The organism is Lapidilactobacillus luobeiensis (assembly GCF_024345205.1).
Lineage (GTDB): Bacteria > Bacillota > Bacilli > Lactobacillales > Lactobacillaceae > Lapidilactobacillus > Lapidilactobacillus luobeiensis.
The window spans coordinates 57343-75982 of record NZ_BROC01000001.1; the positions used below are offsets into that span (position 1 = coordinate 57343).

Annotated in this window: 14 protein-coding genes; 13 read left to right on the top strand and 1 reads right to left on the bottom strand. The window is 48.5% G+C overall.

Annotation, left to right across the window (positions count from 1 at the left end; genetic code table 11):
- Positions 1-29 precede the first annotated feature (29 nt).
- The 4 genes from OCU21_RS00225 to OCU21_RS00240 all read left to right on the top strand — a co-directional run bounded on the left by OCU21_RS00225 (position 30) and on the right by OCU21_RS00240 (position 8502).
- Entirely contained in the window at positions 30-827 is a 798-nt protein-coding gene (locus tag OCU21_RS00225) for a phosphatidate cytidylyltransferase (protein ID WP_261805499.1), read from the top strand.
- A 143-nt stretch (positions 828-970) separates the two neighbouring features.
- Positions 971-2248, top strand: coding sequence for an RIP metalloprotease RseP (gene rseP / locus OCU21_RS00230; protein WP_261805500.1), 1278 nt, complete (start codon positions 971-973; stop codon positions 2246-2248).
- Between the two features lie 30 nt (positions 2249-2278).
- The gene (locus tag OCU21_RS00235; protein WP_261805501.1) at positions 2279-3997 is read left to right on the top strand and encodes a proline--tRNA ligase; all 1719 of its coding nucleotides are present in this window, start codon (positions 2279-2281) and stop codon (positions 3995-3997) included.
- A gap of 173 nt (positions 3998-4170) precedes the next feature.
- Entirely contained in the window at positions 4171-8502 is a 4332-nt protein-coding gene (locus OCU21_RS00240) for a PolC-type DNA polymerase III (RefSeq protein ID WP_261805502.1), read from the top strand.
- Positions 8503-8958: 456 nt separating this feature from the next.
- Here OCU21_RS00240 and OCU21_RS00245 read toward each other — a convergent pair whose 3' ends face one another.
- On the bottom strand, positions 8959-9276 hold the full coding sequence (locus tag OCU21_RS00245; RefSeq protein WP_261805503.1) for a hypothetical protein: 318 nt from the start codon (positions 9274-9276) through the stop codon (positions 8959-8961).
- A gap of 183 nt (positions 9277-9459) precedes the next feature.
- Between OCU21_RS00245 and rimP the strand changes: the two genes are divergently transcribed.
- The 9 genes from rimP to hemW all read left to right on the top strand — a co-directional run bounded on the left by rimP (position 9460) and on the right by hemW (position 18563).
- On the top strand, positions 9460-9933 hold the full coding sequence (rimP, locus tag OCU21_RS00250; protein WP_261805504.1) for a ribosome maturation factor RimP: 474 nt from the start codon (positions 9460-9462) through the stop codon (positions 9931-9933).
- 19 nt (positions 9934-9952) lie between these two features.
- Entirely contained in the window at positions 9953-11071 is a 1119-nt protein-coding gene (nusA, locus tag OCU21_RS00255) for a transcription termination factor NusA (protein ID WP_261805505.1), read from the top strand.
- 11 nt (positions 11072-11082) lie between these two features.
- Positions 11083-11382 carry an RNase P modulator RnpM gene (rnpM, locus tag OCU21_RS00260; protein ID WP_261805506.1) on the top strand — a complete coding sequence of 100 codons (300 nt, stop codon included), beginning with the start codon at positions 11083-11085 and terminating at the stop codon, positions 11380-11382.
- Complete coding sequence (locus OCU21_RS00265) at positions 11379-11693, top strand: YlxQ-related RNA-binding protein (protein ID WP_261805507.1); 315 nt, start codon at positions 11379-11381, stop codon at positions 11691-11693. The genes rnpM and OCU21_RS00265 overlap by 4 nt, the downstream gene beginning before the upstream one ends.
- A 16-nt stretch (positions 11694-11709) precedes the next feature.
- Positions 11710-14619, top strand: coding sequence for a translation initiation factor IF-2 (infB, locus tag OCU21_RS00270; protein ID WP_261805508.1), 2910 nt, complete (start codon positions 11710-11712; stop codon positions 14617-14619).
- Between the two features lie 39 nt (positions 14620-14658).
- On the top strand, positions 14659-15018 hold the full coding sequence (gene rbfA / locus OCU21_RS00275; protein ID WP_125596195.1) for a 30S ribosome-binding factor RbfA: 360 nt from the start codon (positions 14659-14661) through the stop codon (positions 15016-15018).
- A 306-nt stretch (positions 15019-15324) separates the two neighbouring features.
- Positions 15325-16230, top strand: coding sequence for a tRNA pseudouridine(55) synthase TruB (truB, locus tag OCU21_RS00280; RefSeq protein ID WP_261805509.1), 906 nt, complete (start codon positions 15325-15327; stop codon positions 16228-16230).
- 168 nt (positions 16231-16398) lie between these two features.
- Positions 16399-17346, top strand: coding sequence for a riboflavin biosynthesis protein RibF (ribF, locus tag OCU21_RS00285; protein WP_261805510.1), 948 nt, complete (start codon positions 16399-16401; stop codon positions 17344-17346).
- A 59-nt stretch (positions 17347-17405) separates the two neighbouring features.
- The gene (gene hemW, locus OCU21_RS00290) at positions 17406-18563 is read left to right on the top strand and encodes a radical SAM family heme chaperone HemW (protein WP_261805511.1); all 1158 of its coding nucleotides are present in this window, start codon (positions 17406-17408) and stop codon (positions 18561-18563) included.
- The last annotated feature ends 77 nt before the right edge of the window (positions 18564-18640 follow it).

An 18640-nucleotide genomic window follows, 5' to 3' on the forward strand; every position in this document is an offset into this window, starting at 1 on the left:
GAGATTGTACAGACAGGAGTTCATTGATTATGAAGCAACGGGTTATTACGGCGGTTGTCGCCTTGATTATTTTTATTCCAGTCATCATTTTAGGTGGCGTTTGGATCGACGTGGCGGCGATCGCGTTGGCCTTGATCGGCTTGTCTGAGATGTTTATTATGCGTAAGCGGATCATCATCTCACCTGATTTCTTTATTTCCGCTTTGGGGATCATCACCTTGGTGTTGCCTGATGGCGCCTTTGTCAATCTGCCGAAGTACTTGTCACGGTTCGATATTTTCGCGATCACGATCGCCTTGCTTTTGATGGTGACTGTGCTGACGAAGAATCGCACCAATATTGATGATATTGGCATCAACACCTTGGCAATCGTTTATATAGGGAATGGCTTCCATTCATTGGTCGCGGTGCGTGGCGTGAATGGGGATGGTTTGGCGTTACTTTGCTATATCTTGGTAGTGATCTGGTCCACTGATATTGGCGCTTATTCCTTCGGTCGTAAAATTGGTAAACACAAATTGTGGCCCGCGATCAGTCCCAATAAAACTTGGGAAGGTAGTATCGCCGGCACTGTTTGCGCGTTAGTCGGCGCGGCGATCTATTTGCAGTTTTTCCCTGTTGGTTATCATAATTTCTGGGGCATGATGATCTTGACCTTGATTTTTTCTATTTTTGGTCAGATGGGCGACTTGGTCGAATCTGCCTACAAGCGTTATTATGGTGTCAAGGATTCCGGTAAGATCTTGCCGGGACATGGTGGGATCTTGGATCGCTTTGACAGTTTGCTTTTCGTATTACCGATGCTACACTGGTTCGGGATTTTTTAGACAGTTGACTGCTCATCCTGAAGTCGTTTGGTCTTAGGACCGGCAGATTGTTCCAAAAATAGTTCTGGTTTTACGTGCGACTAGTTTCAGTTTGGCGTTCAGAAGCATTCGTTTTTGACCACGCCGTAAAGGAGTTTAAAACTGTGTTAAAAACGATATTGATTTTTCTGATCATTTTTAGTATTTTAGTCGTCTTTCATGAGTTTGGTCACTATTCTGTTGCCCGCCGTTCTGGAATCTTAGTGCGGGAATTTTCGATTGGTTTCGGGCCGAAAATGGTCAGTTGGCGTCGTCATCATACCACGTTCACGATTCGTTGGTTACCGGTGGGCGGTTACGTGCGAATGGCTGGCGCGGAAGACGATGATTCCGCGATCGAGCCGGGGACTAGTGGTACCGTGCAGCTGAACGAGGCTGGGGTCGTGACGGTCATCGACATCAGTGAGGAGAGCGGTAATCTTTCTGGGATCCCTTTGCAGATCGGCAAGGCGGACTTGATCGATGCTTTGACGATCAGTGGCAATGAAAATGCCGATCCAGATCAACCACGTACTTACCAAGTCGATCATGACGCCTTGATCATCGAAAAAGACGGTACTGAAGTACAGATCGCGCCGCGAGATGTTCAATTTCAGTCGGCATCTGTTGGTCGGCGGATCATGACCAATTTTGCGGGACCATTCAATAACTTCTTGTTGGCGATCGTCGGTTTTATGGTGGTGGCCTTTTTGCAAGGTGGGGTCGTTAGCAATAGTAATGCGGTCGGTACGATCCAAAGTGGTTCAGTTGCAGCTAAGGCTGGTCTGATGGCTGGTGATCAAATCACCAAGGTCAATGGGCAAACGACTTCTGATTGGACAGCGTTGGTGACGGCGATCCAGAAACGCTATGGCAAAACGACAACTTTGACTTACCAGCGTGATGGGGCAACGAAGACAACGACTTTAACGCCTAAAACCGTCCAAGATAGTGGCAGCAAAACCAAATACGGTCAGATTGGGATCACGAATGCGATCGATCGGAGTTTTGGCGCTAAACTGAAATATGGTTTCACGGCGACTTGGGATCTGGGTGGTCGGATCTTACATGTGCTAGGGTCCTTCTTTACTGGCGGCTTTAGCTTGAATAAATTATCGGGTCCAGTGGGGATCTATAATAGTACCGCGCAAGTCGTCAACGCCGGCTTAGTCAACATCGTTTATTTCTTGGCGATGCTGTCGGTCAACTTAGGCTTGGTCAACTTGGTGCCGATCCCGGGGCTGGACGGCGGCAAGATCTTATTGAACTTGGTCGAAGCGATCCGGCGTAAACCGATCCCAGTGGAAAAAGAAGGTATCATCACTTTGATCGGGGCTGGTTTCTTATTGGTTTTGATGGTCGCGGTGACTTGGAACGATATCGTTCGTTATTTTATTAAATAAATCTGTTTGTTTTTTTGGAGGAGTTTTGGCATGAAACAGTCACAAATGTTTATTCCCACGTTAAAGGAAAATCCAACCGACGCGGAGGCGCGCAGTCACCAGTTGATGTTGCGCGCCGGCTATATTCGGCAAACTTCAGCGGGGGTGTATACTTATTTGCCCTTAGCGGTCCGCGTGCTTAGAAAGATCGAGACCATTATTCGGACCGAGATCGATCGCACGGGCGCAGTTGAGGTATCAATGCCTGAATTGATCCCCGCGGATCTTTGGCATGAGAGTGGTCGCTATGATACTTACGGCGATAATTTGTTCAAACTGAAGGATCGCCATCAACGTGACTTTGTTTTAGGCCCAACTCATGAAGAAACTGTCACTGATTTAGTTCGCAACGAGATTCGTTCCTATAAAAAGTTACCGTTGACGCTTTATCAGATCAAGACTAAGTTTCGCGATGAAGATCGACCACGTTATGGTTTATTACGCGGACGAGAATTTATCATGAAAGATGGTTATTCTTTTTCTGCGAATGAGGCTCAATTGGATGAGACCTTTCACGCGACGGAAAAAGCCTATCGCGCGATCTTCGATCAGGTCGGTTTAAATTATCGGGTGATTATCGGTGACGCCGGCGCAATGGGTGGCAGTGACTCACTGGAGTTCTCCGCAATCGCGGCGATCGGTGAAGACACGATCGTTTACACCGACAATAATGACTATGCAGCCAATTTGGAAATGGCGCGTAATGTTGACAAATATATTCCGACCCAAGAGCCTGAACTGGCCTTAACGAAAGTGGCCACGCCTAATGCGGGCACGATCGCCGAAGTCGCTGAATTCTTACAGATCGATGCGAAAAAGCTGATTAAAAGTGTGCTGTTCATGGCCGATGGTCAGCCAGTTTTAGCTTTGATCCGTGGTGATTATGAGATCAATGACGTGAAATTGAAAAACTTTTTGCAGGCAGACTTCTTGGAAATGGCCAGCGAAGCTGAAGTCAAACAATGGTTGCAGGCACCGGTGGGTTCAGTTGGTCCTGTAGCGGTCGACGAACAGATCCGGATCGTTGCGGATGAGACGGTCACTAAAATGATCAATGCGGTCGTTGGCGCTAATGAAGCAGGACATCATTTGACGAACGTCAATCCTGGTCGGGATTTTGCGCTGAATACAGCTGACGTGACTGATCTACGCTTCGTTCGCGAAGGTGATACGGCAATGGACGGCACTAGCGCTTTACATTTCACTCGCGGGATCGAGATCGCCCATATTTTCAAACTAGGGACACGTTACACCGAGACGTTCAATGCGAACTTCCTCGATGAAAATGGCCGCGAGCAACCACTGATCATGGGCTGTTATGGGATCGGCGTTTCACGATTATTGTCCGCGATCGTGGAACAACATTCTGATGACCAAGGCATCATTTGGCCTCGCGCCGTGGCACCTTTTGATGTCCATCTAGTACCGATCAATCTTAAAAACGCCGAGCAGGCTGAGTTGACCACGGAGATCGAAACCATTTTAGATCAGGCTGGTTTGACTTATCTGACCGATGATCGCAAAGAGCGCCCGGGCGTGAAATTCGCGGAGTCAGAACTGATCGGCTTACCGATCAGGATCACGATCGGCAAGAAGGCCGGCGAAGGCGTGGTCGAAGTTCAATTGCGCGCGACTGGTGAAAATGTCGAAGTCAAAAAGGCCGACTTGATCAATGTGATCCAAATCTTTTTGGCACGTTCAGCATCGTAAGCTAAATTTGAATGAACTTGAGACGAAGTGGTTCGGCGTTGAGCCGCGCCGCTTGGTCTCATTTTTGTAAGAGATCGCGCTTGAAGCTGGTCCTGAGATGAAACGTTTAATGGAAAAAGAACTGGATCCAGCGTTCGTTCACCTATCACGATAGTCAAAAAAGGAGAAATCATTTGACGCAAGAAAATTTGATCGACAAATTATTAGAACAGATCAACTGGCCTGAAGATCAGCAAGCTTATTTCAGCGCGGCTCAGCTGACTGAATTGGTCGTACATGAGCTCTCGGGGCGCTGGACTTTCAAAATACAACTGCCAGATATTTTGCCCTTTGCGGTTTTTCAACAGTTTCAAACGCAATTACGCGCGACTTTTCAAGATATTGCGCAAGTGGAACTAACGTTGACCACCACCACACCGCAAGTGACCCAAGCAAATTTAAGCGCGTATTGGCGCTATGTGATCGCTCAAACGGGGATCGATTCGCCAATGATCACGGAAGTTTGCCAAAATCAAATACCTGAGTTGCAGGATCAGCGCTTAATTTTGCGCGTGGATAATGAGATCGTAAAAAGTTTTATGGAAAAGCAGGCGCTAGGCCCGATCCAAGAAGCTTACCAGCAAGTTGGGTTTCCAGCGTTGCGTTTTCAGATCGAGCTAGATGATTCGCAAGTCCAAGCTAAAATCGAAGAATTGAAGGCGAAGCAAGCCGCCGCCGACCTTGCTTTTGCCCAACAAGCGGCGCAAAAAGCAGCTCAGCAACAACAGCGCCAAAGCGTGCCCAGTGCTGGTGACGAAGAAGTCGCACCGGTGATCGGTGGTGGTGTGGAACCCAAAACACCCATGACCACTTTGGATCAGATCGAGCAAGAAGAACGAAATGTTTATGTGCAGGGCTATGTCTTCGCCAGCGAGATCCGCACCTTCAATTCGGGGCGCTCACTTTTAACGATCGAGATCACTGATTATACCAGTTCGATCATGATCAAATGTTTCTCCCGTAAACGCGGCAATGATCTGGCTATATTTGAGCAATATAAAAAAGGTGTTTGGGTCCGTGCACAAGGTAGTGTGGAAAATGATCAATTCACCCACGAATTAGTTTTGAATGCCCGCGAAATGGAGATCTTCCAACATCCTGAACCGCAAGAAAGCTATCAGGGTGAACAAAAACGGGTGGAGCTTCATTTGCATACCAACATGAGTCAAATGGACGCGACCAATAGCATCGGCGACTTTGCCAAGCGTGCCAAGTCATGGGGACAAACAGCTCTGGCCTTGACCGATCATGTTGGGGCCCAGTCTTTTCCTGACGCCCACGCGGCCAGTCAAAAATATGGTTTGAAGCTGATGTATGGTGTTGAGATCAATTTGGTCGATGATGGCAATCAAGTGGCATATAATCTCCGCGATCAAGATGCGCTTGGCGCCGAATATGTGATCTTCGACGTGGAGACCACCGGACTTTCGGCGGTCTATGACACGATCATTGAGATCGGCGCGGTCCGGATGCAGGATGGTCAAGTGGTCGAGCGCTATGATCGGTTTATCGACCCTGGGCATCCTTTGTCGGCGACGACGATCAATTTAACCAACATCACTGATGAAATGGTCCGATCTGGCAGTAGTGAAGCGACAGTGATTGCGGAGTTTATGGACTTTATTGGCGATGCGGTGGTTGTCGGTCATAACGTGACTTTTGATATCGGCTTTTTAAACGCAGCTTTGTCGCGTTTGGGCCGGACCGCTGTCCATAACCCAGTGGTCGATACCTTGGAAATGTCGCGAACGTTACACCCAGAAAATGCCAATCATAAATTGGATACGCTGTCGAAGCGCTACAACATCGTCTTGGAACATCATCACCGTGCGGATTCTGACGCTGAGGCAACAGGGCTGCTTTATTACGCATTGTTCAAGGAAATGAATCAGCGCTTTGGTACGACTGATCTCAATCAATTGAACGAGCATGTCGGCGATGGGACCGCTTGGCGTTTGTCGCGGCCACATCACGCCATTTTGATCGCGCGGACACAGGCTGGTTTGAAAAATCTATTTAAGATCATTTCCAGTTCGATGGTCGATTATTTTTATCGGGTCGCCCGAGTACCTCGTTCGCTCCTCAATCGCTATCGCGAAGGGATCATGGTCGGGTCTGCTTGTGATGCTGGCGAAGTTTTCACGAGTATGATGCAAAAGGGTTACGAAGAAGCGCGACAGAAAGCAATGTATTACGATTATTTGGAAGTGATGCCCAAGGCGGTTTATCAGCCCTTGATCCAGCGTGAGCTGATCAACAATGACGCCGCCTTAGAAGATATTCTGAAAAATATCGTCAAACTTGGCGATGATCTGGGTAAACCTGTCGTTGCTACCGGCGATGTTCATTATTTGGATCCTCATGACGCGATCTATCGCGAGATCTTGATCCGCGCTGATAAAAGTAACCCGCTGAGTCGTCAAGTATTACCAGATGTTCATTTCCTTTCAACTGCGGAGATGTTGGCGGCGTTTGATTTTCTCGGTCCAGAGAAGGCTCAAGAGATCGTGATCACCAACACCAATAAAGTGGCTGCTTTAGTCGATGATGGGATCACTCCGGTCAAAGACAAATTGTATACACCGAAAATGCCAGGCGCGGAAGATGAGATCCGTACTTTGGCGATGAATAAGGCACATCAACTTTATGGTGATCCGCTTCCGGAGATCGTCGATGCGCGAGTGAAAAAAGAATTGAAGTCGATCATTGGCAATGGGTTCTCAGTGATTTATTTGATTTCGCAAAAATTGGTATTTAAGAGTAATAAGGATGGTTATTTGGTTGGCTCGCGGGGGTCTGTTGGTTCCAGTTTGGTCGCGACCATGACTGGAATCACTGAGGTCAATCCTTTGCCACCGCACTATCGTTGCCCGCAATGTCAGTACAGTGAGTTTTATACTCAGGGCGAATATGGTTCCGGTTTTGACTTACCTGATAAAGATTGTCCTAAGTGTGGCACAGCCTTGATCAAAGATGGTCATGATATTCCCTTCGAGACTTTCCTTGGTTTTCGGGGTGATAAAGTACCTGATATCGATCTTAACTTCTCTGGAGACTACCAGCCGATCGCCCATAATTACACCAAGGTTTTGTTTGGCGAGAAATATGTTTTTCGAGCTGGAACGATCGGCACTGTCGCTGATCGAACGGCTTATGGTTACGTCAAGCATTATGAAGAGGTCAACGATCTCCATCTCCGCGGAGCTGAATTGGATCGACTGGCGGCTGGTGCTACTGGTGTCAAAAGAACCACGGGTCAACATCCGGCCGGGATCATCGTTGTCCCTAATTACATGGATATCTATGATTTTACGCCGATCCAGTTCCCTGCGGACAAAACGGATGCGGCTTGGCGCACGACTCACTTTGATTTCCACTCGATCCATGATAATATTTTGAAACTCGATATTCTGGGTCATGATGATCCAACGATGATCCGGATGTTGCAAGATCTTTCGGGGATCGATCCTGTCACGATCCCCACTGATGATCCTGGCGTTTTGTCCCTATTTTCAGGGACGGATGCTTTAGGTGTGACGCCTGAACAGATCAATTCCAAAACCGGTACTCTAGGCGTGCCAGAATTTGGGACGGCCTTTGTTCGGGGCATGTTGGAGGAGACACACCCGAGCACTTTTGCGGAGTTGTTACAGATCTCCGGGCTTTCACATGGGACTGACGTTTGGCTAGGTAACGCGGAGGAATTGATCAATCAGGGTGTGGTCACCCTAAAGGATGTGATCGGCTGTCGGGATAACATCATGATGGACTTGATCCATTGGGGCGTTGACTCGCAGTTGAGTTTCCAGATCATGGAGAGTGTGCGTAAAGGTAAGGGGATGAAGGAAGAGTGGCAAGATACTTTGCGTCAAAACGATAAGGTCCCTGCCTGGTACATCGATTCCTGCTTGAAAATCAAATATATGTTTCCTAAGGCGCATGCCACCGCTTATATTTTAATGGCTCTACGGATCGCGTATTTCAAAGTTTATTTCCCTGTTATTTATTACACGACCTATTTTTCCGTTCGCGCTGATGATTACGATCTGGTGGCTATGAGTCATGGCAAGGAAGCCGTCAAAGCACGAATGAAAGAATTGAATGATGAGATCAATGAAAAGGGTAAAAGTCGCGCGGTCAAGCAGGCCAATTTATTGACCGTTCTGGAATTGGCCAATGAATGTTTGGAACGGGGTTTTGAGATCAAAATGGTCGATATCGAAAAGTCCGATTCCGAGAATTTCCAGATCCTCGATGAGCACACGATCCTAGCGCCATTCAAAGCCATTCCCGGATTAGGAGGCAACGTAGCCAAACAAATCGTCGCGGCGCGCGCCGAACGTCCTTTCTTATCGAAAGAAGACTTGGCAACTCGGGGCAAAGTTTCTAAAACGCTGATCGATTATCTGAGTGCCAATGGCGTTTTGAATGACCTACCTGATGAGAACCAACTCTCGCTGTTCTGATTGATTTTTGGTCATGCGCAGCCTACGCTGGTATCGCTGTTGGTGGCAGATGTGGTCGGGCGCTACAAAAGTAGCCTGGCCGCGGCTTGCGCTGCGAGAATCGGGGTGAGCTCGCTGTGGGCGCTGTTTTAATCCTCGCAAAGTACGCAAGTCTTAAAATCAGGCCTTGGTCTAAGTGGCAAAGCCACTAAAAACGCGTTCCTCACAACTGCTTTCTCCGCCGATACGCAATTTCACTGGATTGATTGCATCAATCCAGCAAAATCGCTAGTCGTGCTCAAAAGCAACCCGTTGTGTTCCACGCTCTCATTTAATTTCACGGCGATCTCACCCCGATTCTCTCCGCACCAGCCGCTCAACGTTATTTTATCCATTTGAGCACTCACGCCAACCAGCAAACTGTGTCTCATGGATAAGGAACCGCGCAATTGACAGCGTGGTTAGTGTTCACCAGTTTTAAATTGGTGACACCAGTACGGTCTGCTTGATGAACTGAGGCAAGTTCTTGATGAATCGGCTGAATTGGTTGATTTCCCCCAAGAATTGTTGAGGGAACTGGTAAAGATTTCTGGCCTTCGCAAGCTGTACCAACCAGCTATAATCCGCATCAGTTGATGTTGCCGTACCACCAAAAAAGGGGCGATTGTTTTGACCTCTTGCTTGCAAAAGCACTTCGTCAGATATCCAGCTTCGGTTGCGCTCACGCGCAACACCCACTATCTCTGCAATCAAGTGTAAGTTCAAGATAGGACTCAAGCGTTCTAATGTTTTCAAACAACGCCCAGCGCAACAAATGTGCTGAGTCATTCACATGAAGCGATTATCCATCACGTGAATTCACCCAACAGAATGCTTGTTGTTGCAAGCATTCTGTGTTATACTATTGTCATGAATTGGTTCGAGTGAGCAGAAATGCTCACTCTTTTTATTGACCGATTTCCGAAAGGAGGTTAAGTTTTGAGTTCAGTCATCGAAACCGTTCGCACGCTCGTTATGCCGATCCTCAACGCTAACCATTTTCAATTAGTCGATCTAGAATACCAAAAGGAAGGTAAAAGCTGGTATCTCCGGCTTTATATTGACAAGCCTGGTGGTATTGATATTGAAGAATGTGCGCTCGTAAGCGAATTGCTCAGTGAAAAATTAGATGGAATGGATCCAGATCCGATTCCCCAAGCTTATTTCTTAGAGGTGTCATCGCCGGGTGCGGAACGGCCTTTAAAAAATGAGCGTGATTATCAAAATGCTGTTGATCAATATATCCACGTTTCCTTATATCAGGCCATCAACAAAGCAAAGGTCTATGAAGGTCATTTACGTAAATTGACGGACAGCGAATTGGAACTCGAGTACAAAGATCGCGGCCGCCAGAAATCGGTCGTCATTCCACGAGACAATATTGCGCAAGCACGTTTGGCAATCGAATTTTAGACGGAGAAGGGAAGACATCATGAACGATGAGATGTTAGGTGCCTTAGACGCACTGGAAAAAGAAAAGGGCATCAAAAAAGATGTGGTTATTGAAGCGATTCAGGCTGCCTTGGTTTCTGCCTATAAGCGTAATTATGGACAAGCGCAAAATGTTGAAGTTGATTTTGATAACAACACTGGCAATATCCATGTTTATGCTGTGAAAAAAGTCGTTGAAGAAGTTGCGGATGATCGTTTAGAGGTTAGTTTAGACGATGCTTTGAAGATCAACCGTGCTTATGAAGTCGGCGATGAGATCAAGCGTGAAGTGACACCGAAGAATTTCGGCCGGATCTCCGCGCAAACGGCTAAGCAAGTGATCATGCAGCGTTTGCGTGAAGCGGAACGTTCACAGATCTATAATGAATATACCCAGTATGAGCATGAGATCATTCAAGGAACTGTTTTGCGGCGTGATAATAAGTTTATCTATGTTGATCTTGGCGATATCGAGGCAGTCATGGGTAAACAAGATCAGATCCCTAATGAGGATTATCAAGTTCACGATCGGATCAAAGTTTTTGTCAGCAAGGTTGAGAATACGACCAAGGGCCCCCAAGTTTTCGTATCGCGGACGAACCCGGAATTGGTCAAGCGTTTGTTTGAACAGGAGATCCCTGAAGTCTATGATGGCACGGTCGAGATCGTTTCGATCGCGCGGGAGGCTGGCGATCGTTCAAAAGTCGCGGTTCGCTCAACGAACCCCAATGTTGATCCTGTGGGTACTTGCGTTGGTCCTAAAGGTCAACGGGTCCAGACGATCGTCAATGAACTACATGGCGAGAATATGGATATCGTCAAATGGGAAGAGGATCCTTCCGACTATATTGCCAATGCGCTCAATCCTGCTGAAGTGATCGCGGTCCAATTCGATGAGGCTAAACGTGAATGTATGGTGATCGTCCCTGATTATCAGTTGTCGCTGGCAATCGGTAAGCGCGGTCAAAATGCGCGTTTAGCAGCAAAATTGACTGGATTCAAGATCGATATCAAACCTGAATCGGAAGTTGAATTTGTTGACGATGATGACAATGACGCACCGGCTGATGATCAGCCTGCGTCGACCTCTGATTCTGATACAACGGACTCTGAGGCATAATTGGTGACGGTATGAGAAAAAGAAAAATCCCAATGCGGAAAGATGTTTTAACGAATGAAATGCAGCCTAAAAAGAATTTAGTGCGGATCGTTCGTAATAGTGAAGGTGAGATCAGTCTTGATCCCACCGGCAAAAAACCGGGCCGTGGCGCTTACGTTTCTCTTGATCCGGAAGCGGTCCAACAGGCTAAAGCCAAGAAAACTTTGGATAAAGTTTTTGATCAAACGATCGCGCCGACTTTTTATGATGAGTTATTTGCTTATGTTGACCATCAAAAGGCGCGTCAAGAATTATTTGGAGCCCAAGAATGAACGCACAGGTCGATCCTCAAACCAAAGCTTTAAACTTACTTGGCTTGGCGCGTCGAGCTCAACAACTGGTCCTTGGTGAAGAACTGGTTGTTGAAGCAGCACGCCACGGTCAACTCCAATTGATTTTTATCGCCAGTGATCTTGGACCAAATACAACTAAACGAATCAAAAATAAAGCAAATTTCTATCAGATTCCCATGATCGAAGTTTTCTCTGCAACTCAACTCACACATGCGATCGGCGCGTCACGAAAAGTGATCGGTGTTAAAGACGCCGGATTCGCCAAAGGAATGGTGAGCTTGATGCAGTAATTAAGGAGTGTGAAATATGGGGAAGAAACGAGTTTATGAATTAGCGAAAGAATTGAATGTTGCCAGTAAAGATGTGATCAGTCAGGCCAAAGCAATGGGCCTTGATCTCAAGAACCATATGTCGACCTTGGATGACCAGCAAGCCCAACAATTGACCCAGAAATTAGGTGGGCATCAGGCTACGAACAGTGCGGCAAGTAAAGAAACGTCGGCACGGCCAGCAGAAAAACCCCAACCAAGTCAAACGGCGAACGTGACTGCTAAAGCAAAACCAGCCGTGACCAAACCCGGCGCAGCTGATAAGCACGAAGGCCATGTGACCGCAGCGACCCCGACGCAATCAACAACTGGTAAAACAACCGCTGATTCTAAAAATGATGGTAAGACTAAGATCAAGATCACGGCAATTCGTCGTAATCGTAATACCACTAACAGCAATAGCCGGTCACAAGGCGGTGAACGGCAACAGCCAAATCGCGGTCAGAACGGGCAACGAAATCAACGCCAAAATGGCACAAATGGGGATCGCATGAATAACCGCAATAACGGCAATAATAGTAACGCTGCGAATAGTCGCAATCGTAACAATAACAGCAATAGTGGTAACAATAATAACGGTGGCAACAACCGTTATAGCCAAGCGAATCGCGGTAACCAAAGTAACGCGACTGGTGGGAATCAACGCCGGAACAACCAAAACCGCAATAATGGCAGTAGCCCACGTCCCGCAGCGAATGCTGGCTTGCGTCATTTGCAACAATACAAAGAACAAGCGGCGCAGACACAAGCGTCGATCCAGCAAGAACGGGCGGACGAACAGCGTCGTGCTGAAAAGCAACGTCGCGATCAAAAGGCTAAAGATAAGCAAGCTCAAGAAGCACGGGTCAAGCAACAAGAGCAGGCTCGTCAAGAAGCAGCCGCTGAAAAGAAGGTAGCCCGGAAACCAGCACCAGCTGCGACCACAGAAACTCCTAAGACTACTACTGCTAAGAAGCGGCCAGAAAAGGTCTTTACCCATAATGCGGCGCCAAAACGTGAAGGTGGCTTCAACGCCAATGATCGTGATGGCTACAAGCCAAATCCACGCAAGCGCAATAAGCGCAAGCAACGGGCGCAACAACGTCATCAAGCGACTAAAGTAATGCCACAACGAAAAGATCGGCCATTGCCAGAAGTTCTGGTTTATACCGATGGCATGAACGCTCAAGATTTGGGTAAACTTTTGCACCGGGAACCAGCGGAAATCGTGAAGAAGCTCTTCATGCTGGGCGTGATGACCAACCAGAACCAATCACTTGATGGCGATACGATCGAGTTATTGGCGACGGACTATGGTATCGAAGCGCAGAAGAAGGTCGAAGAAGATCTTTCTGATATCGAGAAGATTGTTAAGGCGGAAGTCGCGAATACTGATTATCAGGCGCCGCGGCCACCAGTGGTTACCATCATGGGTCACGTTGACCATGGTAAAACGACCTTGCTGGATCGTCTGCGTCATACTCACGTGACCGCTGGCGAAGCTGGTGGGATCACTCAACATATCGGGGCTTATCAAGTTAAGCTGAATGATCGCTTGATCACGTTCTTGGATACGCCAGGACATGCGGCCTTCACGAATATGCGGGCGCGGGGCGCTGATGTGACGGATATCGTTGTTTTGGTCGTGGCAGCTGACGATGGTGTCATGCCGCAAACGATCGAAGCAATCAATCATGCCAAGGCAGCGCACGATCCGATCATCGTGGCGGTCAACAAGATCGATAAGCCAGGCGCGAACCCGAACCATGTGATGGAACAATTGACGGAATATGAATTGATTCCTGAATCATGGGGCGGCGACACGATTTTCGTGGAGATCTCCGCGAAAAATGGCACCAATATCGACGAACTGTTGGAAATGATCTTGCTGGAAGCCGATATTCTGGAATTGAAGGCCAATCCTAAACAACGGGCAGTCGGAACTGTTCTGGAAGCACGTTTGGACAAGGGTAAAGGCCCAGTCGCTTCATTATTGATCCAACAAGGGACCATGCATGTCGGCGATCCGATCGTCGTTGGTAACACCTTTGGTCGGGTCCGGGTCATGACCAATGACCACGGTCGGCGGGTCAAGACAGCCTTGCCATCAGAACCAGTGGAGATCACTGGGTTGAATGATGTTCCTGACGCAGCTGATCACTTCGCCGTCTTTGAAGACGAGAAAACAGCGCGGTCAGCCGGTGAAGAACGGGCTAAGCGCGCGCAATTGGCAGAACGGAACAAGGCGCATCGCGTGACCTTGGATAACCTCTTTGAAACCATGAAAGAGGGCGAACTCAAGGAAGTCAACGTGATCATCAAGGCTGACGTCCAAGGATCCGCCGAAGCGTTGGCGGGTAGCTTGCAGAAGATCGATGTTGAAGGTGTTCGGGTCAATATCATTCATCAAGCTGTTGGCGCGATCAATGAAAGTGATGTCACTTTGGCCTCCGCAAGTAATGCGATCATCATTGGCTTTAACGTGCGGCCAACACCGCAAGCCAAGTCCCAAGCTGAAAGTGAAGATGTGGAGATTCGTCTGCACAACGTCATTTACCGCGCGATCGATGAAATCGAAGCGGCGATGAAGGGGATGCTGGAACCTGTTTTTGAAGAACAAGTTACTGGTGATTTGACGATTCGGGAAACTTACAAGGTCACCAAGTTAGGCACGATCGCTGGTTGTATCGTGAATAACGGTCTGATCCAACGTAATTCAGGCGTCCGCTTGATCCGTAATGGCATCGTGATCTATGAAGGCAAACTTGCGTCATTGAAGCGTTTCAAAGATGACGTTAAAGAAGTCCGTCAAGGGTTCGAATGTGGTGTGATGATCGAGAATTACAACGATCTTAAGGTCGATGATCAGATCGAAGCTTACGTCATGAAAGAAGTTCCCGCAAAATAATTTAGATAACCGAGCACATTTCAAAAAAGGAGACCATGGATGAAACATCGTATTGGTCGTGTTGAACAGGAGATCCAACGAGAAGTCAATGACATCTTGTTGAAACGTGTCCGTGATCCGCGGGTCGATGGTGTGACCATCACCGGCGTTGAACTGACCGGTGACCTGCAACACGCAAAAATCTTTTATAGTATTCTCTCCAACAAAGCCAGTGATGTTGAGAAGGCTCAAGCCGGTTTGGACAAGGCAACCGGTTTAGTTCGTAAGGAACTAGGCGGACGCTTGTCTTTATACAAAACTCCGGATTTGACTTTCGTTCAAGATGAATCTGTTCGTTACGGCGAACGGATCGATCAATTGATCCGACAACTGGATGCCGAGAAAAAAGATCAGGACTAAACCTGAAACGCCAACCCACTTCTAAGCAGAAGTGGGTTTTTTTGAACGCGTTTTCTGACGTAACCACGTTCGCTCAACAATGAAGGTGCTCCTGGAGCCCAGCCCACTTCAAAAGCGCCTGCTCGGTTATTGGTTCAGGAGTTGCTCAGGTGGGCGCCGACTCCTTTTCACAGTAGTTGATGGCGGCCATAATGTTGCCGCCAGCTGGCTTTCAAAAAAGCCGCAAATAAGTATCCACAACAACAACGGGTTTTTCTGTTATAATAAATGCATTGTTTTCTAAGTCAGGTTATGAGGAGAATTGGAATGGACGGCGTGATCCCATTATACAAACCGCGGGGGGTGACCAGCGCGGACTGTGTTTATAAGTTAAGAAAGATCTTGCATGAGCGACGCATTGGCCACACCGGCACGTTGGATCCCGATGTGGATGGCGTATTGCCGATTTGTGTGGGTCAGGCCACCAAACTAGTCAATCGTCTGCTAGCCGGAGGGAAGGTTTATCAAGGTGAGATCACCCTGGGCTTTGCGACTACCACTGAGGATCTGAGCGGAGACGAGGTCGAACGGGTCTTTCTGACGCAAGCGCCGACAGAGGCTGAGGTGGATGCGGCCTTGACGAAACTGACTGGCGATGTGGCACAGATCCCCCCGATGTTTTCGGCAGTCAAGGTCAATGGACGCCGGCTATACGAGTATGCTCGAGCTGGCGAAACTGTGGAACGACCAGTGCGGCAGATCCACGTTTTTCGCTTCCAGCGGACCGCGCCCCTTGTTTATGACGCCACTGCTGGGGTGGTTCGCTTTCCTTTCACGGTCAGTTGCTCCAAGGGGACCTATGTGCGCACCTTGGCCACGGATTGTGGTCAGCTATTAGGCGTGCCCGCAGTGATGTCATCATTGCAGCGGTTGGAAAGCGGTGGGATCACCTTGGCGGAAACGGTGACCTTGGCGCAGGTCACAGCAGCGATGGCCCAAGCTGACCTGAGCACGGTTTTACGCCCGATCGAAACAGTACTGGCGACTTTGCCGGCCGTGCGACTGGACGCGGCCCAATGGCAACTGGTCAAAAACGGCGGCGCGATCACCTTGGCAGGATCGGCGCCGGAAGTTGCGCTGTTCTACGAAGATAAAATCAAGGCGATCTATCGTTATCAGCCGAGTCGGTTAGGTAATTACAGCGCCGAGACCATGCTATTGGCCAATCAGTAGGGCAGGTGTCCGCTGATGTTAAAAGTTGACCCAGATATTTTCAATGATTGATTCAGGCACTTTCAAAATCATTTCATAATTTTTAAAGTATTGGGGCGCTGTAATTTCAAAGTATTGTCAGCATATTGTTAATTTATTGTGGCACTGTTCAAGGAAGAGGGAACAATTGTGGAAGTCATTCATTTAAGCTATCCATTTCAGGCAACAAAAATCGATCTGCGCCCTAAAGTTATGGCCCTGGGGTTCTTTGACGGGGTCCATCGCGGCCATCAAGCGGTGATCAAGACTGCGTTAGCGGCGGGACAGGCGGCGGATTTACCGGTAGCGGTGATGACTTTTGATAAGTATCCGGGGATCGTTTTTCAGAAAGTCGCCGCGGCGGACTTCACGTATTTGTCGACCTTGGCACGTAAAATCGAATTGATGGCGGGGCTGGGCGTCGATTATTTATATGTGGTCGATTTCACCTCACAAGTGGGTCATTTGACGCCGCAGAGTTTTGTCGATCAATTCCTCGTGGGTTTAGGTGTGCATGTGGCGGTGGCCGGCTTTGACTATACCTATGGGCCGAAAACCATCGCCGACATGGCTCATTTGCCGGCTTATGCCCAAGACCGTTTCGAAATCATTGAAGTGCCGCAACAGCAATTGTTGGCCCATAAGATCTCATCTAGCGCCATTCGGGACGCGTTGGCTGGTGGTCAGGTCGAGACAGCGAATCATTTGCTGGGGTATGTGTATCAAACCTCAGGCATCGTGGTCCATGGTGAAGCGCGCGGCCGGACTTTGGGCTACCCAACGGCCAATATTCGCACGACTCACGGTGAGCGCTTGCCCGGCGTGGGGATCTATACCACCGAGATCTTGGTTCAGGGGCGTTGGTACCCGTCAATGACCTCGATTGGCCGCAATGTCACGTTTGGCACTGACCATCCGCTGACCGTGGAATGTAATATTTTTGATTTTGATCAGGATATTTATGGCGAGACAGTCAAATTGCGCTGGCATCACTACTTACGAGGTGAGGTCAAATTTACCGGCGCGGCTGGGTTAGTCGCCCAGTTGCAAAAAGATGCCCAGCAGAGTCGCGCTTTTTTAGCCGCGCCGAAGGATTAAAATGTTCGTTAAAACCCGCGCGGCAGTCATTTTCAAAGTACCTGAATAGGAGGTAGCACATGGTAGCACAGGTTAGTCGCCAGCAGGCCGCTGTCTATATTCACATTCCTTTTTGTGATCATATTTGTTACTATTGCAATTTCAACAAGGTGTTGATCAATGGGCAACCGGTCCATGATTATTTGGTAGCGTTGCTGACCGAGATCCGTTTGACCTTGGCCCAGCACCCCGATGTGACCATCGGCACGATTTATTTTGGCGGCGGCACTCCCAGCGCCTTACCTGTGGCGGAGCTGGATTTCCTCTTGACCGGTGTGCAGGAATTATTGCCATTTCGCGGTCAAGAGGTGACTTTTGAGGCCAATCCCAATGACCTGTTGGATGGCACAAAATTGGCCTTACTCCGATCTCACGGCGTTAACCGCCTTAGTATCGGGGTCCAGTCTTTCAACGACACCGTTTTGAAAAAAATTGGCCGTACCCATACGGCGCGCCAGGCGGTCCAAGCAGTGGAGCAGGCCCAACAAGCTGGTTTTGACAACATTTCCATTGACCTGATCTATCGCTTGCCGGGCCAGGATCTGGTTGATTTTCAACGCAGTTTGAGTCAAGCCTTGGCGCTGGAAATTCCGCATTATGCGACCTATTCGCTGATTTTGGAACGTAAAACAGTTTTCTACAACTTGATGCGCCGGGGCAAATTACAGCTACCCAGTCAAGATATGGAAGCGGATATGTACCAACTGGCGATGGACACGTTGAACGCCCATGGCATCGAACAGTACGAGATCAGCAACTTTGCGCGCCCGGGGTTTCAATCGCAACATAACTTGGTCTATTGGCATAACGAGCATTATTTCGGCTTTGGCGCCGGCGCGTCGGGCTACTTGGGGCAAACCCGGTATCAGAATTTCGGCCCGATCCAGCAATACCTGCAGCCCTTGGCCCAGGAACAATTGCCGATCCTAACGTCGGAGCAGATCACCACCAATCAACAAATCGAGGAACAACTTTTCCTAGGGTTACGGCTAAATGCCGGGGTGGAAAAGGCACGTTTTCAGGAACGTTTCGGCCGTTCGATCTTGGCGGTTTATCCGCAGGTGATCCCCCGGTTGATCCAGCAGGGGTTGCTGGTTGATCTCGGGCCTGCTTATGCGCTGACCGAGCGTGGTCGGTTTATTGGCAATGATGTTTTCGCTGATTTTATGTTGGTTTGATTTGCAGGGGTGGTTTTGGTTTTGAAAAGTGGCGGCCACGCCGCTTTTTTTTTTGCTGATTGCAGGTGTTGTGGGTT